Origin of the sequence: Paenibacillus sp. W2I17, from assembly GCF_030815985.1 — a bacterium.
In the GTDB taxonomy this organism is placed as follows: Bacteria; Bacillota; Bacilli; order Paenibacillales; family Paenibacillaceae; genus Paenibacillus.
Map to the genome: position 1 here is coordinate 985,311 of NZ_JAUSXM010000001.1, position 19,940 is coordinate 1,005,250.

Consider the following 19,940-nt stretch of genomic DNA (forward strand, 5'->3'; position numbering starts at 1 on the left):
CAGTTTGATGTCTCATACATAAGCTATACGGTTTTATTCTCACTCTGTGAACCAAAAACTTCCCTGGTTGCTTCTATAAAAGATAACATGATTGGTGAAAGCCACTTGTCTTTATGCCACAACATCTGTGTATATACCTGCAAGTCCGGAATTTGCCATGGGAGGACAACAAGTTCTCCGCGTTCAACTTCAGACTCCACGACGATCTCAGGAAGAAAGGCAATACCGATTCCTGAAATTGCACATTGTTTAATGGCTTCAGCACTTTGAAACTCTAAATATGTAATGCTATCAATGCCCTCTTTCTCAAATGACCGATCAAACATCGTTCGATAGGGACAACCCTTCTCATTTGTCAGGAACACTTCATCATGGAAATCTTCCAATTGCAGCACAGTTCGTTTGGCGAGTGGATGATCAGGAGCAGCTAACAATCGGAAATGTTCTTCCAGCAAAGGTTCCACGGAAAGTCCACTCGAGCGAATGGGTTCATCCAACATATAAACAATATCCGTGGTTCCCTCAAAGAGCGTTTGCTTGAGTTCTTGATTCGGCACTGAGCGGAAGATAAGACGAACTCCTGGATGCTGCGAACGAAACCGTTGGAAGACAGGTGGAAGCCGATAGGAGCAAATAACCTCATTTGCACTTATCGTTAAGGTACCACTTAATTTTTCATTATCATGGACAGCACTTCGAGCTTCGTCCATTTTTTCAAGAACGCCTTGGGCGTGTGTTAAAAAGCGTTTACCCGCAGTTGTGAGCGCGAGTTGCTTGCCCAACCGATCAAAGAGGCGAACACCTAGCTCATCTTCCAATGCTTTAATTTGCATCGTGACGTTGGAAGGAACGTAGCTCAGCGCTTCTGCTGCCCGCGTGAAATTCAATGTTGTTGCAACCGTACAAAACGTATTCAGTTGACGCAATTCCATCCGATGATCCCCCCTTCATCTTTCAATTTTATTGAATACTATTATGAATTCTATTCACTTTTATTGAGGGTATCACAGCTCTATACTGAGTACAAGAGATCACAGTGAACATGTGGTTTTTTATTTTGAAGGGAGCGACTATACGATGGATTATGAAATTTTTAATTTGGGTGATGTACTCTTACAATCAGGAGTGACGTTACCAAATGCTTTTCTTGCTTACAAAACATACGGAAAATTAAATGAACAGAAGGATAATGTTATTGTCTATCCAACGGCTTTTGGAGATCAGCATATTCAGAATGAATGGCTCATTGGCAGCGGGATGGCACTGGATCCAGAGAAATATTTTATTATCGTTCCCAATTTGATGGGCAATGGACTCTCTTCCTCTCCCAGTAACACGCCTCCTCCATTCGATCGGGCTAACTTTCCACAGGTAACCATCTATGACAACGTTCGATTCCAGCACCAACTGCTGACCGAAAAATTCGGTATTGAAAAGATTGCTCTCGTCGTCGGGTGGTCGATGGGCGGCATTCAGGCATTTCAATGGGGGGCAAGTTACCCGGAGATGGTTGAACGAATCGCACCTTTCGGAGGCATCGCCAAACCTTGGCCACACACATTTGTGGTCCTGGAAGGCGTGAAAGCTTCACTGCTATCTGCAGTCGGCTTCGACTCAAATAAATTAAACCAACTAAGTTCTACAGACATGCGTGCCGTTGGTCGGGTGTATGCGGGATGGGGACTATCACATGCGTTTTATAGAGAAGAGCTTTACCGTGAGATGGGATTTGACACATTGGAGGATTTTGTAGCTGGTGTCTGGGAAAATAGCTTTATGAATATGGATCCGCATAATGTTCTGGCCATGTTATGGACAGGTCAACATGCAGATATCAGTGCAAACCCCTCCTATAACGGAGACTTTAATAAAGCACTTCAGAGCATAAAAGCTTATGCCTGTATCATGCCGGGAAGCACGGATCTCTTCTGCACAGCGGCCGATAATGAATACGAAGCTAAGCGTATACCTAATGCTGTCTTGAAACCAATCCAATCGATCTGGGGCCATTTTGCCGGTCGTGGAATCAACAGTGCCGATAATCAATTTATTGATGACAATCTAAAACACTTGTTGTCACTTAGCACTAATGAATAGATCGTCACTTGCATTGGGAATTCAGTGAGGAGAAGGGTTGATCTTTCGGAGGGAGAGCTCCCCCCAAGCAGTGGTGTTGTTGAGTGATGATGTAGAAATTAAGGAACCAGCAATAATGAAGTTGAGGACCTTATTCCGATGTTTCTCTTGCATCCTCTGCCAGTCTCATTTCTATGTCTTTCATCTTTAATTCCACCGGATAACTCACTCTGGTTGGCATTACAAACACACCTCCAAGATGATCTCCCTATCTTACGACAAGGTTTCATTCTCTTGAAGGTGTGTTTGATTAATACATATTCCTAATGATTATAACTACAATTAAGTAAGTACAGTCATCGCTTCTCTTGTGAATGGAACCAGATCATCAGTACGTCCTTCTTGAATTTTCTTAACCCATTCAGGGTCGACTAGAAGAGCACGGCCTACAGCAACCAGATCAAACTCATCATTCTGAAGTCGTTGTACCAATCCCTCGATACCGGCGTTACTTGCGCCTTTACCTTCTGTGAACAGACTTGTAAAGTCACCATCAAGACCAATCGATCCGACAGTGATTGTCGGTTTACCAGTCAATTTTTTTGTCCAACCAGCAAAATTCAGATCAGACCCTTCGAATTCCGGCTCCCAGAAACGGCGTGTGGAACAGTGGAAGATATCGACTCCAGCTTGAACCAACGGTGCGAGAAGCTGCTCCAGTAATTCCGGTGTTTCAGCCAATTTAGCCTGATAATCATCTGTCTTCCACTGAGATAAACGCAGTACAATAGGGAATTCCGATCCCACTACTTTACGGCAAGCCTCAATCACTTCAACTGCAAAACGTGTGCGAGCCATCATATCTCCACCATAACGATCCGTACGAGAGTTGGTTTTCTCATACAGGAATTGGTCGATCAGATAGCCGTGTGCTCCATGGATTTCAACACCATCGAACCCAACGCGTTTCGCTTCTGAGGCTGCTTGTGCGAATTCCTGAACGATTGTAGCAATCTCAGCTTCCGAATAATCATTAACATGACCTTTGGCTCCCATATGCCAGATCTGTGGAATAATTCGACCGCCAGCTTCATGTACTTCAGATACAACATGTGCCCAACCATTCATTGCAGCTTCGCCATAAAAGTGCGGCACATTGGCTTGATTGGATGCATCCGGATGATTAATTATTGTACCTTCCGTCACAATAAGCCCCACTGCGTTCTCTGCTCTGCGGCGGTAATAGCCCGCAACATTCGAACCCGGAATACCGTCCGGAGAAAATTGACGCGTCATCGGCGCCATCACGATCCGATTGGATAACTTCAAATGACCTAACTCTATAGGTTGGAACAATGCTTCTACGGATTGAGAATAATTCATAATAACCTCCACATATTTCGTTTTATATAAATTGACTAGGAGATGTTAAACAGCAACCAGCCTGGTTAACAGCTAGACGTTATTTCCAAATGAATCAATACACGATTTTTATCGAAAAGCCCCACCTCCTTCAAGGTTTCGTGGTGTATTAATCCGCCTTCAATTATTTTTGACTTCGTAGTCAAGAATTTCACAAAAAAAAGATCAAGACATGATCATGCCAAATGAAGTACGCAGAACCGTCTCGATCTGTTCACGGGATGAACCTGATTTCTCCATAACTCTCACACCAAGAATGGTGTTATTTAGATAAGATGCAAGCTCTATACTCGTGTACCGGTTGGAAATTAACTGTTGTTTCTGGCCACTACTTATGATCTTCTCTAATACCAGTTGAATCTCTTCTGCCATGAGCTCAGCTTCTCGTGTGACCTGCTCGTCATCTGTTCCGAATTCGAGTGATGCATTCACAATTAGACACCCTTGGCAGCTAGTTTCATCGTCTAAAAGGGAATATCGTAAGGTATCCAGTTTATCAACGGGAGACGAATCCAGGGCTTCAATCTCTTTCAGTTTCGCTATAACCTGTTCACGGTAAAGTGCCAACGCCTTCAGGAACAACGATCGCTTGTCTTTAAAAACACAGTACAAACTTTGCTTTTTGACTCCCGTAGTACGCGTAAGGTCCTCATAAGAAGTTGCTTTGAAGCCTTGATTCCAGAACACTTCCATAGACTGGTGTAATACACGATCGACATCAAATTCTCTTGGTCTACTCATGGGATTAATGTATCAGTTATTGACCATGCAGTCAAGAACTGATCATTTTACATCCTGTTTGAAAGAGGATAGTCACAATGGATAAACATAAATTTTTATATAAATGAACAAAAGCACCGATCTTCCCAAAAGTGTGAAGACGGATCTTCATATGTCCGTTTTTTATGGTCCTTACATTAAACTAAACACAAAAGAGAATGTTTATCCCCATTCATTTCCACTACCCCATTGAATGCGGTCTAACTCTTTCGGTAAGCAACCTTGTGAAAAGCATTGATATAACGAAACAGTGCTTCACCATCATCAGGCACATGCGTACTTGTATCCAGTGGCAGCATCATTGCCTGATACGGCTCTGGCACCATTCTATATTGATGGACATAGGAGGTTAGGATGAACCCGTTGCGTTGCCAGAACTGTATGCGTTCCTGATGAGCCTCTGTTGTCCCGAACTCCGCCTCGATAATCATACCTTTGATCCGGTGCTCCCTTAACGCCCAGGCTCTGAGCTGCTCTAATATCCAGGTCCCTATGCCCCACCCTCGCAGCTTCTGTTCAACCGCGAGGTAATCGATGATCAGGATGCGGTCCGCAACCTTCCCCTCCAGTCCAGTAACAGCCATCGCAACCACTTCTCCATGATGCACGCCCGTGTGTAAATAACCAATCTTCCGGTCCAGCATACTGCGCAGAATCGCTTTTGTCTTAGCGCCGCTTTGAAAAGCCTCATGATAGATTCGCTCCATCCGTGCCCACAATTCTTCATCCCACTCCTCTATAGTAGTAAACTCTAATTCCAGCATCTCATTCGCCTCCAACTTTAATTCAGATTTATCGTGATTCAAGACAGGTAAGAGATATTCCTTCCGGTTTAATGGATAATGATCGTATCTTGTACATGAAGGTACTTCACCATCGAAGGGCTGATAGCCATAAAATTCGGACGGGTTCGACCTCTTTTTTTTGCGATCGTACTTCCTTTGACGAATTCTGCGATTCTGAAGACTGTAGCATGTCTTTAATCTTAAAAGTTTATGTTTTTATCGTTCGCATACCTGGCGTATATTCACAAAATTCATCTATCCTGCCCGTTAACGTAATGAAGCTGCCGGTCCAACACAGGCAGCTTCATTTTCGTCGTTTATTCAATTATAGTTTCTACGTTAGCGCAACAAGCATTAACTTTTAATATCTTCTTTAGCCTTTTGTCTATATCGAATTATGGAAAGAGGTAAATTAACTACTCCAAGAATAAAAGAAGAGCCAATAGATATCCATTGAGATATTGAAGGATAATTCGGTTTTCCGTCTCCTACAGGTCCTATTTTGGGTTGGTGGCTATCCCACAAAACATATAAGAGACCAACAGCAGGTAACAATATGCAAATTACACTTGCAACTATATGTAACACATACTTGTTCAATCCTACCCCTCCATTTATTGTATTCATGTCTTGAACTCTGTTTATATTATAACGTTATCTAAAACGGGAAATTACACTAACCTACTCCTTAGTTTAACAAAAAAATTTCTCCTTTAAGATATTTCCTGAAATAGTTTTCAATAACTGATGGAAAATTTGCCGCTAAGGATTGTTGTTCATTTGGATTTAGAGAATGGAATGCAAAAGTCCTAATGATTGACCAAATAAAAAATGCTTCTAATAACTCGACATAATTCTCTTCCAGTTGATTTACTTTGCTATACGATGAAATAAATACTTTCCTATTATCAGATGAAAGATGCAAAAATGTTTCAGCCATATCAAATAAATAAAAGCCATAGCCACAATTGGAAAAATCTATAGGTTGAGGAGTATCGTCATAAAATACATAGTTACTCTCATGAAGGTCAGAATGAATAACTCCCCAGTTACTTGGCAAAAGTTTATAATTTTGTATCACATTTGCTATTTTATGTGCTGACTCTTCCACATGAACAAACACTTCACTTGAGATAAGCTCTAAATTTACTAACTGTTTTAATTGATTAAGTGATGAATATAAATGATCAGAATTGTATATTGGTCTATTAAAGCCTTCAGGTGCATTCCACTGCATAGAATGTTTATGTAGAGCCGCCATTAAGAGAGCCAAATTTTCAGTTTCATTACTTGTTGGCTCTCTTTGAAGTACGCTTCCATGAATCCAATGATGAATAGTCACCATGATTGTATTTTCGCTAAAATCAGTTGATATTTCTGTTACCAGATCACCTTGAAGATTTCTGACAGGTACAGGTATGACGAGATTTGTATCTTTAACCAAAGCTTCAAGCCAAATAAGCTCTGATGTGATATTCCCTTTTGATTGAATGGAAATCGTTGAGATATGGATTTTGATAAGAAACTTTTGATGATCATCGTTGGTCTGAACTTGAAATGTAACATTATCACTCTTTCCGAGATACACAAGTTTTTCCCAATAGATTGGGTATTGATGTAAAGCTTCTTTCGCCACCTTCGCATAATCTTCTTCAGAAAGCATAGTATCCACTCCAGTTAATGTGATTTTTACTTCACAATTTTACCAAGTGAACTTTATTTTATGGTGATAAAAGTTGATTATAACTAAACTTTACTGCCCTGTACCTACACAGAATTTTAAACAGATGTACTTACCATAATTCAGTTGTCAGATGAGTATCGCTGCGTAGCAAAAAGGTCTGACAAATGTTAATTTCACCCATGTAGTCAATAAAATCAATTATAATTAAATTTATATTCAAGTCGATTACTTACCCTAAGTTAAAACGATAAACATACGCAAAAAGACATAGTGATGCATCGCATATGCTCTAAAGGTTATAGAGTTTTCGAATACACACTTATGTATAAGAGGAGGCGAATGATATGACGATAATGCCTGTTATAGTAATGATCTTTGTATTTGTACCTACCATTGTACTCATGGTAAGCATGCCTTATTTAACAAGAGAGACGATTAGTTTTGGGGTCACCGTCAGCGCTGTACAATTTCATAGCGAACCTCTACGCCAGATGCGGAAGTCATATGCTAGGATTAGTGCTACCTTTCATACCATCCTATTCATTGTTTGTATCATCTGCCTAATATACGGTGATGAACATTCCAAGCAACAAAGTTGGATCATTGTCGCTTATTCACTCGCCATGGCCGTAATCTCCCTAGTCATAAACATTAGCTATCATTTCAAAATGAAAAGTTTACTACCTATGCTGCCAATTGCTCTGGAACCATCGATCATAGCAGTGGACACTGGTTTTCGGAAAAGAAACATTAGCTTGTCTAGTAATTGGTTCCTCATCCATGTTTTCATTATTGTTGTTGGTATTGTAACTGTGCTACTCAACTACGAACTAATTCCTGACCAGATTCCGATCCATTACAACAGCAGTTGGAACGTAGACGGCTATGCAGCTAAATCTTATAGTTCTGTGTTTATGCCTACGATAATGCAAGTGTTCTTAATACTTGTGTTCATATTTGAGAATTGGAGTATTCGCAGAGTGAAGCAGCAGGTTCAACCCACTGATCCGAACCGTTCCATCAGACAAGACGTAACTTTCCGCCGTACTTGGTCAAGTTTCATGATTACAGCAAGCTTCTTAATAGTTATCCTGTTGTCCGTCGTGCAACTAAATATGATATCTCTGCTTAACATCAATTTCGCTATTCCAATTATCCTAATCATAATAGCCTTTATCATCCTATACGCCTTAGCCTTATCGTTCTGGGCTGGTCAGGGCGGAAGCCGCTTGGAGCAATCGGCAGAGCGCTCCAATTTCAGACCTTTCCATGATGATGATAAATGGCTATTAGGTATGATTTATTTCAATCGCAAGGATTCAAACCTAATCGTCGAGAAAAGATTCGGAGTCGGCTGGGGATTAAATTTCGGTCACCCAGTATGCTGGCTGATTTTGCTCGGAATTATCGTACTGTTAGTTGTGGTGTAACCAGGCTTTGAGGTTAGTACTCGCCGGAGTATTCCAGCTAGGGCAGACCTGTGGCGTGATTCGACTTTGATGTTATGCCGGGTGATGGGACTATGTTCTTATCCATTCAATCGGTACAAGTTCTTGGCTTGGGACAAGAACTTGTACCGATTACATAAAAAGTCGCGATCAGCTAAAGAAACTCTTAACCTATACAACAAAAAAAGCCGCTATGATAGCGACTAAAAGTACAATGTTCCTTTCGATTCTTAAGTAGCCAGAGTATTTAACGATATCAAGATGAGAATTAATGGCTATTTTGCTGTTACCAATAAAATTATTTGCTCTGAAGCAGTCACATTTCCAGATGAAATCGGTTTTTCTACATGTTCTATTACATCGGCATTTGTGATAACAAGTGGGGTTATGATGTCTTTTGCTTTTTCTTTCACCAAATTTAGATCAACGGTTACAAGCAAATCCCCCGCTTTGACTTTTTTTCCTTCGGTAACATGTGTGGTAAATCCTTCACCCTTCATGGATACAGTCTCAAGACCGATATGGATTAAAATTTCTGCACCATTTTGAGCCCTTATCACAACCGCATGTTTTCTCGGAAATACTCGTACGACTTCGCCTTCAATTGGTGCATATATTTTTCCTTCCGAAGGAATAATGGCAACGCCTTCTCCCATCATCTTTTCTGAAAAAACGGGATCTGGTACCTCTTCTATGCTCACTAATTTGCCTGTTGCATAAGCCTTCAATTCAATCGTTTTTGACACGTCTTCTTTTTTTCCAAACAAGTTTTTAAACATAACGATCATTTCCTTTATTTTTAGTCTAGTCTTGGAAAAATGATTACCGTCCTGGATCAGTATATCTTTCAAATGACTCCAAGACGGTATATCTAATTACTTTTAAAATGGAGCAGCAGGTATGAAAGTTCTAGAAGCTCTATTAACTGGAGTGTTCTGTGATGAATTGTTTATACCAATAGAAGCTCTTCTTTTTATAACGTTTCAAACTACCGTTTCCTTCATTATCTTGATCCACATAAATAAATCCATATCGTTTAGTCATCTCAGATGAGCTAGAAGAAATAATGTCGATTGGTCCCCACCAGCAGTACCCGAATACATCTACTCCATCTAGAATGGCCTCTTGTAATTGTTCCAAATGTTCTTTCAAAAACTGAATTCTTCCATCATCTTGAATTTCATTGTTCTCATCAAGGCTCTCAACATCTGAGAAGCCGTTCTCGGCAATGATCAAAGGAAGATGATATCGATCGTACAAGTTATTTAAAGCAATTCTGAATCCCAGCGGATCGATTTGCCAGCCGCTTTTGGTTGATCTCAGATAAGGATTCTTAATTTTACTGTTCAAGTGACCCAGATCGCCTGAGTTGGCACGAGCGATATAAGACATGTAATAGCTGAAAGATACGAAATCCACACGTCCATTTTTCAGGATCTCAAGATCACCAGGCTGCATCTCAATATGAACATTATTTTCTTTAAAATACCGCTCCATGTAAAATGGATATTCACCAAAAACATGCACATCACCAAAGAAATTGTTCAGTTGCTCTTCCTGTAGAGCACGCCATTGGTTAGCTGGCTCACATGTTTCAGGGTAGTATTCCAAGCGACAAACCATGCAGCCCACTTTCAGGCTTGGATCAATTTCATGTGCTGCCTGAACAGCTAAAGCGGACGCAACAAATTGATTGTGCGTGCACTGGAATCTCAAATCCATTTCATTTCGTTTTGAGTTTTCAGGGATGGCTCCACTGCAGGTATATGGACTGTCCATAACCATGTTAATTTCATTAAATGTGAGCCAGTATTTCACCTTTTTGTGATAGCGAGAAAATAATGTTTTTGCATACTTCACGAATAGATCAATCATTTCCCGATTTTCAAATCCATTGTATTTCTGAACAAGATGAAGCGGATAATCATAGTGCGAGATGGTGACTAATGGGGTGATATTATATTTAGCCAGCTCATCAAACACTTCGTCATAGAATTTCAAGCCCTCTTCATTTGGTTCAGTTTCTTCACCTGTTGGGAAGATCCGAGGCCAAGAAATCGACATACGGAATACATTGAAGCCCATTTCGGCAAAAAGTGCGATATCTTCCTTATAATGATGGTAGAAATCGATACCTCTACGCTTAGGAAGGTTGAATTGTTCAGGATCCTTGAGTATCTCGTCAATCTGTTGTTGGTTTACATCAAAGGTAAAGGAAGTTTCTTTGTTCGCCTTATCCATAGGGATGTAACGCACCATGTCCGAGCTGGAGAGCCCTTTATTCCCTTGATCATAAGCTCCTTCAAGCTGATTCGCTGCTGTTGCTCCACCAAATAAGAATCCTTTTGGAAAAATATTAGTCATTGTAGTCATTCCCTTTCTCTATTAAAAATTAATTTTAAGCGTTCTCAAAACTTAATCGTACAGCGTCTTATTTTTCAATTAACGTGTCTTCATCCACACCCAGTATACGAGTAGCAACAAAACCACCAACAAATGCTATTAACATCGTTATAATTGCCATGAAGAAATTGAATAACGTTCCATCGGGATTAATGAAAGCGATAACACTAGCAATACCAGGTGATGAAAAACTATACTCTACGACCTGCATTAACCCTGCAAACAGGCCAGCTATAGCCCCACCAATGATCGCCCCTATAAATGGACGTTTAAACTTAGTTAATACTCCGAAGATTGCGGGCTCTGTAATACCGAAAGAAGCGGTAATGCCCGTAGACATGGCCACAGATTTGGATTCCTTGTTCTTTAACAGCATGCTTGTCGCAATGGAAGCCCCTGCAACCGCAAGATTGCCGGCCAACAAACCCGTCATAACAAAACCTTCGTATCCATTCTCCGTGAAAGAAAGAAAGATCGCAGGATATAATGCAGTCCCTGTACCACTGAAAATTAATACAGGTGCGAGTCCACCCATAACTCCAACAGAGAACCAGCCAAGGTTAGCATGAAGCCATGCCAGGCCTATTGCAATGTAGCTTCCCAGCCAAGTTGCCAATGGACCGATTGCAATCAAAGCGACTGGGACTGCAATAATCATAGTAATGGTAGGTACTACAAAAAATTTGATGGATTTAGGAATACGTTTTTCCAGTGGATGATAAATGGCAGACATAAAGAGCACACTGAACACGACTGGCAAAACCGAACTTCCGTAGTCTACAGCTGTGATAGGGATACCTACAAAATTAAGTCCTTTACCCCCGCTAATGCTACCAGTAACAAACACACCACCTAATAGGGCACCCAACATGGGTGTAACATTCAATTTTTTTGCCGTATTATATCCTACATAGATGGGTAAAAAAGTGAAAGCCGCTTGGTAAATCGCATTCAGAACGATATACGTTCCAGACTCGGGACTCATTCCGAAAAAGGTAGTGCATACAACGAGAATGGCACTAATTAAACCACCGGCCACGATAATGGGTAACACGGGCACAAACGAACCAGAGATGAAATCAATCGCTTTCAACAATAAGGATCGAAGACCCTTTTTTGTCTTTTCAGGTGCACCTTGCGAATCTTCTTCGGCTGCAGCCTTTTTGAACTCTCCTAACTTTAAAAAGTCTAGATAAACAGCTTCAACTCCAGGGCCAATAATGATCTGATATTCATCATTACGCATGACCATACCAAGAACCCCGTTGATTTTTTTGATCGATTGTTCATCTTTTGTTTTTGCTGGATCATTGACTGTCAGACGTAGTCTTGTCGCACAGTGTGTTACGCTTCGAATATTAGATGTCCCCCCGGCAGCATCAAGAATATCCTGAACAAGCGTTTTATTTGAAGCCATATTCCCACCCACCCTACCCCTTTTTTTGGATATCTTCATGTTCAATGCTTTAATTTTTGAAGATGAAGTATACTGTAATTTCATTATATTTATTTGAAAAACAAAGTTGGGGACAAAATCTGTACCCCAGATTTTCAATAGTGCTGAAAACGTTTACCTGCTCTTTGAGTCCGCTTAAAAAATTTGATTGCAATAAAAAGAAACCTAACGTCAAAACGTTGGTTTCCTAGGGTATTTAATTTGAGGAAGCTCAACATTGCAGAGGTTATCAGCTATTTTCCATACTTTTTTATATATGTCGCATATATGCTTTCGAGATAATATTTAAGAGCATAGATTGTATATACACTTCGGCTTTGAGAAAGATCAGAACTGCTTAGATACCATACCTCATTATAGTGTTTCTCATATAACTCCTTGTGAATGGTGGTGATTAGCACCTTATGCGTATCTAGGGAATTGACCATATCGAATGATACATTTGCAAAAAAACCGGCAACGGACAGAACAACCAACATATCGTCCTGATTCAAATTCTCAAGCACAGGGTTATCTTCAAACTTATTTGAAATAACTCTAACAATTTTACCGGATAAAATCATAGCCTTTTGAAAATCACTGCACTGGTCGCTATAAACGTCGGAAGTCAAAAAAACAATCTGCTTGCTTTGATGGATTTTTGTAACTACCCGCTCTAGAAAATCAGGTGTGAGGTGGCGATCACATTCCAAAGCCATCTCGTATAGGTGATTGGCAACGGAATGTTCTTCACTGGTGGCCGGTATTCCAAATCGATAAAAACTATAATTACTATAAAAATCGTCGAATTGCTTTTTTAAATCCTTGAAATTGTTGTATCCCAAGCTCTGTGCCAGCCGCCTGACAGTTGCACGACTGACAAAGCATTCATCTGCAATGTCATAAACATTGAGTTCATGTAATCGATTGTAATTCTCTAGTAGATATTTGGCGAGCATCACATTGGTATCATTATCTGAGGTTTCATTAATAATGCTAATTAAGGAGTTCAATAGTCCCCAACGATTAATATAGTCCATATAGATCACTCTCTTTTCTTCGTTGTGTGGGAATAGCATAGTTATTTCTTCATGTTACCCTTTGTTAATATAATTATTCTCATGAGGAATAAGCAAGCAACATAAAAATCTTTTTTGAAGAAAAGCTGACCTTTAGAATCACAAACCTGTACCATACCCATAATATAAAAAAAGTCGCTATAATAGCGACTAGAATGGAGTTCTATGCTTGGGGCTGAGTTATCTGTTTTCTACACGGATATAAGTTCTAAGTTCCGTATAATTTCAGAGGAAGATATGACTGAAACATTAATATTGTTCATCTCTGCTAGCCCTTTCTCATACAGTCCAGATATAGCATCATCGGCCATAACCACCTTAAAATCTCTTTCGCTGGCTTCATAAATACTGGTTCGAGGACAATTGGGGAAATTACAGCCTATAAAAACTAACGTATCAATCTCTTTTTCTGCTAAAAATTGTTCAAGGCGAGTTTGGTAAAAAGCCCCCCATCTGGGTTTATACATAGCCCAATCGAGTTCTCCCAATTGTTGAAATTTCCCGCTAAGGAGTTCCTCTCCATGGAGATCGGGGCTGTTTGCAGGTCTTACTGCACTAACCAGATTAGCTCCATCTGTATTGGGCACCACAAAATGCAATCCATTCTCCACGACTTCCCTTCGACAAAGATCCACATTTGAGCCATCCGTTTTATATAGTCGAACAACGTGAATAATAGGACGCTTAGCTTTCCGAAAAGCATTCGTAATCAACTCTATCGTTGGTAAAAGTTCAGCAGTACCTTTAATTTCCGCAATCGATCCAGGAAGTGAATTATCCTTTTGTAAATCGATGGTTATCAAAGCGGTTCGGCTCCAATCGGGTTCAGTGTATCGTGACATATCTATCATCCTCCATAGTCTTTAGTCGATTCATTATTACATCGATTATAGGTGATCTAATTGTCTTATACATGGCTAATTCATTTTAAATTTATAACCCAGTCCCCATACGGTTCTTATCATTGAGGATGCCTCGGGTGAAACCAGATCGAGCTTTTCCCGGATTCGTTTGATATGCGTGTCTACAGTACGATAATCAACAATATAATCATAATTCCATACATTTTGTAAAATATTCTCTCTCGAAAACAATTTGTCTGGTGACGATGCTAAGTAAAATAACAATTCATATTCCTTAGTCGTCAGAAAAACCTCTTTCCCTTTGGACTTCAATTTGTGATCCTCTTCAATAACGAAATCACGCAGTTTCAATGTTCTCTGAGAAGAGATGTTATCATTACCAATGCCTTGATTTCTCCGAACTACGCTTTTTATACGATGAACCACTTCACGAGGACTAAATGGTTTGGTTACATAATCATCTGCTCCTGCTTCAAAACCTTGAATGACATCCATTTCGCTAGCCTTTGCGGTAACAATAAGTATAGGTGTTGATTTGTATTGACGTATACGCGAAGTCAGAAAAATGCCATCCATCCCTGGTAACATAACATCCAGAATCAAAAGGTCGTAATCAAAACTCAATGCCTTGTCTAGGCCACTCTCTCCTGTTTCAGCTTCTTCTACATGGAAACCTTCTCTCTCTAAGTAAAACCGCAGCAGATTACGAATTCGCAACTCATCTTCAACAATTAAAATTTTATTAGAATGCAGTACCATCTCTCCTATCCTCCTTATTCGTTGTATGCTCATCCCCAGTGATCAGAAAATGGGTATAGCTCCATTCAATGAGATTAGGTATAAAAGAAGATAATGTCTTTCCCTTTTCAGTTAATACATACATTGCATAAGCTTCATTGGACGTAAAGTGCTTCGTAATCAATCGTTCTTTTTGAAGATCTTCTAACCTTCTTGCCAGCATCATTTCAGAAATTCCGCTAATCTCCCGATAGATCTCTTTAAATTTTTTAGGACTATCTAAGAGCTCGTAAAGTATATGGATACTCCACCGTCTAGTAATAATGTTATAGGTTGAAACGAGTTTTTCACTGATTATTTCCATTTAAATTTTCCTCATAATCATCTAATTATATGCTGTAGCATATATCTGTTTTCAAATACTGCTATATAGTAGGTTCGTGTTTATATGGTAACTTGGAATATATCTCATTAATCACCTGGTAATTTCTGTAGTCCGTTGTCCACATTCCCCTAGAAATAGATCATCTTCATTTGAAGATAATACACTGGGAAGGGCCCTCCCTCCATTTTGAGATAACTTCATCGTTTAATTTTCGATCAGTTTAGTATGCATAAACACAATTTCTTCGGCTAGTTTTTCTAGTCGGACTAGAACCTCTTCATTTTCCACAGTTTGATCAATTCCAAAATGATCTTTGTTTAGATAAACATAACTGGGGGCTATATATGCTCGAAAAAAGCCAGCAATAGGTTTGAGTTGATTTTCAATGACAAGATAATGCTGATAGGTTCCACCTGTAGCTACAAAACCCATCACTTTATGTTGGAAGCTTTGTACAGGCAACAGATCAAAGATATTTTTCAAAACACCGGTAATGGACGATTGGTAAATAGGAGAGCCAATTACATAACAATCAGCACTTAATATTTTTTCAATGACGGTATTGGTGTGTTCGTTATATTTATCCAGTTGCCGTCCATCACAAAATTCAATATTTTTGTAATCACGAAGGTCTAACAATTCTGTCTCAATCTCAGGATACTTACTTTTGGCTCGTTGAAGAACAACATTAATTGCAGCAGGTGTCTTACTACCCAGTAGGGATCCAGATACTCCTAATAATTTCATGAATTCGCCTCCACAAATGATATATTAGTAAGCTAATAGTTAAAGTGCATGCTTTCTTTTGATGAAATCACTTCATCATGTAACGATCTCTTAGGTAATTGAAGTGGTTCTGAATTAAGAATGGTATGAACATCTTTCAAATGAATTTCTTCAGGATCTCTAGCCAGAACATAGCTTAAGGTTGTACATATAAAATAAAAATATGCTATAGCATATAAATTTTGCATTGGGATTTTCCATTAGTTCCCTACACAATCTCTTAAAATTTTTTTTATGCTATAGCATATATTTTGTTTGATCTTTAACAAATTGTCAACCTTTAGAGGAAACTTTATAGACCCTAGCCCAAGGTATAACAAGAATCGGCATCGGTAAAAGTTTTGTCCTTAATAAGGGGACGGTTATTTGCCCAATATATTAAAAAGCCGCTAAATTAGCGACTTTTAATGGGAACATTACCTTGGTTATGATACTCTGTAGCCGAATTACGTGCGAATAAAGGTCCAATCCTAATTGGTGATTAGGGAGGTATCTGTCACATCATTCATCTTGTACGTTGGAATAAATCCTTTCCAAAAAAAATTTTAATTGTTCCAAATCTTTAGGTTCGAGTCCCCGCGTTACATAATTATGAGCGTTCAATACTGTCAGCGATAATTGCTGCTTAATTTCTTCACCTTTAGGGGTTAAAAATAAATCATGAGAACGTTTGTCATGTTTATTCATAATCCGACGTACCATTCCTTTGCGTTCAAGAGAATGTATCATTCTCACCACAGTTGTTTGGTCACGATAGATGGCTTCAGCCAATTCTTTTTGAGTCATTGCTTTTTCAATATCCAGGCAACATATAATATTCCATTGTTCTGGTGTTACATGGTATGGTTTTAATTGTTTAGTGAAATAATTCGTTAGTTTCAAATCTGTTCGGTGAATAAGAAAACCGGTAACATCATTTAATTTCATGGAGTTCCCTCATTTTTCATTTATCTTAGTAATAATTATAGGCTATCTAAAAAGATGAGACAAATTGTCGTTGAAATGCATACGAAAAGAAACCCGAGGTCTTTGAATGACCTGGGTTTCTCGACATTTTATTGCAGGGCGTACCATTGCTGCATGAACAATTTCTGATTATTTTATTTGCTCATTGCAGGCTGAAGTGATTCAAGCAGTTTCTTAATTTGCTCATCATATTCCAGTTGAAATGATGGGATGATCTCATCTATTCTTTGCTGGAATAGCTCCGGATCTTGTACACTAAGCTCTGCTCTTAACTCCATTTCTTCTTTGGAACCATTGTCGTCCAGAATCATGTTCAGGATATCACTTTTAAAATATTCACTTGGAGGAAGGATCAAAGCATTCATCAGGAACTGCATAAAAAAGAGATGATTATCTTTTTCCTGAGAAGCTTTTTTCATGGCCTGCTTCGTAAATAAATTAATAAACTTCTGAGCAAAGGCAACCCCTTTTAGTTCGAATGGCCCACCATGTTCAACCCCATTCCAACGCAGGTCAGCCACGGAACTAAGCCACCAAGCCGGTTCGATAGCCTGCTGCATACGGAGCAGTGCCTTTCGCTCAAACTGAGGATCGTGGTGTATTTGCTGTGCTTCCAAACATTTTCCTATAGTCTCGGCTTCAATTGCAGCAACGGTGATGCCTTGTCCATGAATTGGATCAAAGCTGCAAAATGCATCACCAAGGACGAGTAATCCAGATGGCCAATCTTCCATGATTTCAAAATGCTGACGAACAGACTCGGATATACGGTATCCGCGCGGCCCTTGCACAGGCTCCAACCGTTCCATCAACTCCACAATTTTATCTGAAGCAAACAAATGTTTGAGTTGTTCTTGAAACTCCTCTGGCTGAGTTGAAGGATATTCATCTCCACCAGCGTTAAAAAGAATGAGCCCAGCGATATCATCCTCAATGCGTGTAAATATGCCTGCACGAATACCTTGTTCAGGATCTGAATCAGACATTACCCATTCGTTTGGAATAGAGGATTTAATTTTGTAATAGCGGGTGCTGTAACCAAGAGATACCTTCAACACCTCTGGTTCCGGCACAGACAATCCGATCTGTTCAAGCCATCTAATCAATTTGGAAGAACGTCCTGAGGCATCAATAACCATATCAGCTGGAAGTTGTTTTTCCCGCTTTTCCCCACGTCTTTCTTTTGTATAAATGCCTGTAATGGAACGCTTATCCTCAGACACCAGTAGCCCTGTAACCTCTGTATTCGTTAAGAAGCTTATTTGAGATATTTCCTGGATTCGGTTGCGTAGTACCCATTCCATCAAGGCTCTGCTGCTTGATGCAATTTTAAATGAAGAAGGATCCTCCTTATTAACTAATGTACCGTATTTATTGGTAACCACAAGTTTCTCTTCGTGTGAAGAGATGGCGCCTAATGCAATCAATTCTTCATTGTATCCTGGGAAGTAATGTTCCATAATCAGCCCGCCACGTGGTTGTACACGATGTGGATGAAAAGATTGAGGTACACCCTGCCGGTTCAACGGCTCCGTAGGGAATTCATCTCTTTCAATAATAATTACTTCTTTATAATAATCAGATAACATTCTTGCAGTGATTAATCCTGCAATACCTGCCCCAATCACCACAGCTTTTTTCATGTCTGACATCTCAACTTCATCCTTTCTTCAAAATTATATTTTTTCTGCGGTTGTAGACCACTGAAAATGTTACTTATAATACCAATATATAGTTAAAATCTCTCTTCTGGTAAGAATCAATATGAAGACACCGTATAGTTAAACTACGATATGAAAGAGGTGTAGATGAAATTATAGAGAAAAAGGTTGATTTAAGAATTGCGCGCACTCACAAATTGTTAACCATGGCACTTAAAGATCTTTTATCCGAGCAAGGCAAACTATTCAGCACGATCACGATTAATGAAATCTGTGGCAAAGCCATGGTTCACCGTACAACGTTTTACAAACATTTTGAGGATAAATTCGCACTTTTACACTCGACCCTGACCTGGGTGCTTCAGGATTATTTACAAATGAATATTGAAAATCGGCTGCGACAGCCTTTGCAAAGCTTATCTAGAATCATGTTGGAAAATTTACTGGAGCCGATGGTGCAAAACCAGAAGAATGATGAGGGGTTCACTGACTTTTTCACAAAGTATATCGGAGAAATGTCCAAACGAGATTTTCTGGAACTAAAGAGAAGAGGCAAACAATTTTCACTTCCCATAGAACTATTAGCCGAATATCACTCCGGAGTCATTAGTTTACTTGTGACATGGTGGATATATCATTTCGAAGAAGATGTTACGGCAGAACAAATGGATGAATATTACTATCAAATGGTTAACGAGATAATCATGTTAGAAGAGCAAACAGCTCAATCTAAAATCAATGGCTGATTTTAGATTGAGCCTCTATAGTCCAGTGGGACAACAATAACTGTTCGATTTCCTTTGGAAATTATAATAAATGACGAACATCGAGATACTTGAATTCCTGCCTCGTTTAAATTTCGTAAAATGAAAATCGGTACAAGTTTATATCCTCAATTGAAAAAATCTTGTGCCGGTAAAACAAAAATAATCCGGCATCACGCAATGGGGCCAACTAACCTACTGTTCCTAAGGATGGGGCAGATAGATCATCTCAGTTCAATTTTTTGGATAGTTGTTTTTAGATTCCGTATGATTTCAGAGGATGATACTAGTGACACTCAGTCATCTCTACTAAACCCTTCTCATACACACCAGATATAACATCCACGGCTATAACCACCTTATAATCTCTTTCCATAGCTTCATATATACTAGTTCGTGGACAATTAGGAAAATTGCAACCAGTAAAACCAACGTATCAAGGCGAGATTGCTAAACTGCCCCCCATCTTGGTTTATACATTGCCCAATCATGTTCTCCCAATTGCTGAAATTTACCGCTAAGAAGCTCATCTTCATGGAGATCGGGGTCCATTCACCGGCCTTATGGCATGGACAAGGTTGGCGCCTTCAGTATCTGGTACCACTAATAGGAATCCATTCTCTATGACTTCCCTGCGACAGTGATCCCCATTGGAACCATCCGCT

At 39.5% G+C, this 19,940-nt stretch carries 19 protein-coding genes; 3 read left to right on the plus strand and 16 right to left on the minus strand.

Annotated elements, in window-relative coordinates; genetic code table 11:
* Nucleotides 1-23: 23 nt before the first annotated feature.
* A complete protein-coding gene (locus QF041_RS04370) occupies nt 24-932 on the minus strand; it encodes a LysR family transcriptional regulator (RefSeq protein ID WP_307412361.1) in 909 nt (302 codons plus the stop codon).
* Nucleotides 933-1,077: 145 nt separating this feature from the next.
* Between QF041_RS04370 and QF041_RS04375 the strand changes: the two genes are divergently transcribed.
* Nucleotides 1,078-2,097 carry an alpha/beta fold hydrolase gene (locus QF041_RS04375; RefSeq protein ID WP_307412363.1) on the plus strand — a complete coding sequence of 340 codons (1,020 nt, stop codon included), beginning with the start codon at nt 1,078-1,080 and terminating at the stop codon, nt 2,095-2,097.
* 321 nt (nt 2,098-2,418) lie between these two features.
* On the opposite strand, the gene QF041_RS04380 is transcribed toward QF041_RS04375, so the two are convergent.
* The 5 genes from QF041_RS04380 to QF041_RS04400 form a co-directional block, all read right to left on the minus strand.
* A complete protein-coding gene (locus tag QF041_RS04380; protein ID WP_307412365.1) occupies nt 2,419-3,459 on the minus strand; it encodes an NADH:flavin oxidoreductase in 1,041 nt (346 codons plus the stop codon).
* Between the two features lie 204 nt (nt 3,460-3,663).
* Nucleotides 3,664-4,239 carry a TetR/AcrR family transcriptional regulator gene (locus QF041_RS04385; RefSeq protein WP_253508804.1) on the minus strand — a complete coding sequence of 192 codons (576 nt, stop codon included), beginning with the start codon at nt 4,237-4,239 and terminating at the stop codon, nt 3,664-3,666.
* A 239-nt stretch (nt 4,240-4,478) separates the two neighbouring features.
* Nucleotides 4,479-5,042, minus strand: a complete 564-nt coding sequence (locus tag QF041_RS04390) for a GNAT family N-acetyltransferase (protein ID WP_307412368.1) — start codon at nt 5,040-5,042, stop codon at nt 4,479-4,481.
* A 375-nt stretch (nt 5,043-5,417) separates the two neighbouring features.
* On the minus strand, nt 5,418-5,663 hold the full coding sequence (locus QF041_RS04395; protein ID WP_091021024.1) for a hypothetical protein: 246 nt from the start codon (nt 5,661-5,663) through the stop codon (nt 5,418-5,420).
* Nucleotides 5,664-5,751: 88 nt separating this feature from the next.
* Nucleotides 5,752-6,726: a phosphotransferase enzyme family protein gene (locus QF041_RS04400; RefSeq protein ID WP_307412370.1), complete on the minus strand. Its 975-nt coding sequence runs from the start codon at nt 6,724-6,726 to the stop codon at nt 5,752-5,754.
* A 365-nt stretch (nt 6,727-7,091) separates the two neighbouring features.
* Here QF041_RS04400 and QF041_RS04405 point away from each other — a divergent pair, with 365 nt between their 5' ends.
* Entirely contained in the window at nt 7,092-8,177 is a 1,086-nt protein-coding gene (locus QF041_RS04405) for a DUF1648 domain-containing protein (RefSeq protein ID WP_307412372.1), read from the plus strand.
* Nucleotides 8,178-8,470: 293 nt separating this feature from the next.
* Here the strand turns inward: QF041_RS04405 and QF041_RS04410 are convergent, their stop codons facing one another.
* The 10 genes from QF041_RS04410 to QF041_RS04455 form a co-directional block, all read right to left on the minus strand.
* Nucleotides 8,471-8,974 (minus strand): PTS sugar transporter subunit IIA, encoded by a 504-nt coding sequence (locus tag QF041_RS04410; RefSeq protein ID WP_307412374.1) that lies wholly within the window; start codon nt 8,972-8,974, stop codon nt 8,471-8,473.
* Between the two features lie 142 nt (nt 8,975-9,116).
* A complete protein-coding gene (locus QF041_RS04415; protein WP_307412377.1) occupies nt 9,117-10,568 on the minus strand; it encodes a glycoside hydrolase family 1 protein in 1,452 nt (483 codons plus the stop codon).
* Nucleotides 10,569-10,626: 58 nt separating this feature from the next.
* Nucleotides 10,627-12,015 (minus strand): PTS transporter subunit EIIC, encoded by a 1,389-nt coding sequence (locus QF041_RS04420; RefSeq protein ID WP_307412379.1) that lies wholly within the window; start codon nt 12,013-12,015, stop codon nt 10,627-10,629.
* Nucleotides 12,016-12,287: 272 nt separating this feature from the next.
* Entirely contained in the window at nt 12,288-13,073 is a 786-nt protein-coding gene (locus QF041_RS04425) for a MurR/RpiR family transcriptional regulator (protein WP_307412381.1), read from the minus strand.
* A 230-nt stretch (nt 13,074-13,303) separates the two neighbouring features.
* Nucleotides 13,304-13,954 (minus strand): cysteine hydrolase family protein, encoded by a 651-nt coding sequence (locus QF041_RS04430; RefSeq protein WP_307412383.1) that lies wholly within the window; start codon nt 13,952-13,954, stop codon nt 13,304-13,306.
* 75 nt (nt 13,955-14,029) lie between these two features.
* Nucleotides 14,030-14,734 (minus strand): response regulator transcription factor, encoded by a 705-nt coding sequence (locus tag QF041_RS04435; protein WP_307412385.1) that lies wholly within the window; start codon nt 14,732-14,734, stop codon nt 14,030-14,032.
* Nucleotides 14,718-15,077: a winged helix-turn-helix transcriptional regulator gene (locus QF041_RS04440; protein WP_307412387.1), complete on the minus strand. Its 360-nt coding sequence runs from the start codon at nt 15,075-15,077 to the stop codon at nt 14,718-14,720. The genes QF041_RS04435 and QF041_RS04440 overlap by 17 nt, the downstream gene beginning before the upstream one ends.
* A gap of 225 nt (nt 15,078-15,302) precedes the next feature.
* The gene (locus QF041_RS04445; RefSeq protein WP_307412389.1) at nt 15,303-15,845 is read right to left on the minus strand and encodes an NADPH-dependent FMN reductase; all 543 of its coding nucleotides are present in this window, start codon (nt 15,843-15,845) and stop codon (nt 15,303-15,305) included.
* A gap of 540 nt (nt 15,846-16,385) precedes the next feature.
* Nucleotides 16,386-16,811 carry a MarR family winged helix-turn-helix transcriptional regulator gene (locus QF041_RS04450; RefSeq protein ID WP_307412390.1) on the minus strand — a complete coding sequence of 142 codons (426 nt, stop codon included), beginning with the start codon at nt 16,809-16,811 and terminating at the stop codon, nt 16,386-16,388.
* A gap of 173 nt (nt 16,812-16,984) precedes the next feature.
* The gene (locus QF041_RS04455) at nt 16,985-18,502 is read right to left on the minus strand and encodes an FAD-dependent oxidoreductase (RefSeq protein WP_307412393.1); all 1,518 of its coding nucleotides are present in this window, start codon (nt 18,500-18,502) and stop codon (nt 16,985-16,987) included.
* Nucleotides 18,503-18,717: 215 nt separating this feature from the next.
* On the opposite strand from QF041_RS04455, the gene QF041_RS04460 reads away from it, so the two are divergent.
* Entirely contained in the window at nt 18,718-19,257 is a 540-nt protein-coding gene (locus QF041_RS04460) for a TetR/AcrR family transcriptional regulator (RefSeq protein ID WP_307412395.1), read from the plus strand.
* Nucleotides 19,258-19,940 lie beyond the last annotated feature (683 nt).

Bases quoted from the DNA above. Each gene is read 5' to 3' on its own strand.
- QF041_RS04435 (WP_307412385.1), bottom strand. From the start codon at position 14,734: ATGGTACTGCATTCTAATAAAATTTTAATTGTTGAAGATGAGTTGCGA.
- QF041_RS04440 (WP_307412387.1), bottom strand. From the start codon at position 15,077: ATGGAAATAATCAGTGAAAAACTCGTTTCAACCTATAACATTATTACT.
- QF041_RS04445 (WP_307412389.1), bottom strand. From the start codon at position 15,845: ATGAAATTATTAGGAGTATCTGGATCCCTACTGGGTAGTAAGACACCT.
- QF041_RS04375 (WP_307412363.1), top strand. From the start codon at position 1,078: ATGGATTATGAAATTTTTAATTTGGGTGATGTACTCTTACAATCAGGA.
- QF041_RS04415 (WP_307412377.1), bottom strand. From the start codon at position 10,568: ATGACTACAATGACTAATATTTTTCCAAAAGGATTCTTATTTGGTGGA.
- QF041_RS04425 (WP_307412381.1), bottom strand. From the start codon at position 13,073: ATGGACTATATTAATCGTTGGGGACTATTGAACTCCTTAATTAGCATT.
- QF041_RS04380 (WP_307412365.1), bottom strand. From the start codon at position 3,459: ATGAATTATTCTCAATCCGTAGAAGCATTGTTCCAACCTATAGAGTTA.
- QF041_RS04370 (WP_307412361.1), bottom strand. From the start codon at position 932: ATGGAATTGCGTCAACTGAATACGTTTTGTACGGTTGCAACAACATTG.
- QF041_RS04400 (WP_307412370.1), bottom strand. From the start codon at position 6,726: ATGCTTTCTGAAGAAGATTATGCGAAGGTGGCGAAAGAAGCTTTACAT.
- QF041_RS04450 (WP_307412390.1), bottom strand. From the start codon at position 16,811: ATGAAATTAAATGATGTTACCGGTTTTCTTATTCACCGAACAGATTTG.
- QF041_RS04420 (WP_307412379.1), bottom strand. From the start codon at position 12,015: ATGGCTTCAAATAAAACGCTTGTTCAGGATATTCTTGATGCTGCCGGG.
- QF041_RS04460 (WP_307412395.1), top strand. From the start codon at position 18,718: ATGGCACTTAAAGATCTTTTATCCGAGCAAGGCAAACTATTCAGCACG.
- QF041_RS04405 (WP_307412372.1), top strand. From the start codon at position 7,092: ATGACGATAATGCCTGTTATAGTAATGATCTTTGTATTTGTACCTACC.
- QF041_RS04455 (WP_307412393.1), bottom strand. From the start codon at position 18,502: ATGTCAGACATGAAAAAAGCTGTGGTGATTGGGGCAGGTATTGCAGGA.
- QF041_RS04390 (WP_307412368.1), bottom strand. From the start codon at position 5,042: ATGCTGGAATTAGAGTTTACTACTATAGAGGAGTGGGATGAAGAATTG.
- QF041_RS04410 (WP_307412374.1), bottom strand. From the start codon at position 8,974: ATGTTTAAAAACTTGTTTGGAAAAAAAGAAGACGTGTCAAAAACGATT.
- QF041_RS04385 (WP_253508804.1), bottom strand. From the start codon at position 4,239: ATGAGTAGACCAAGAGAATTTGATGTCGATCGTGTATTACACCAGTCT.
- QF041_RS04430 (WP_307412383.1), bottom strand. From the start codon at position 13,954: ATGTCACGATACACTGAACCCGATTGGAGCCGAACCGCTTTGATAACC.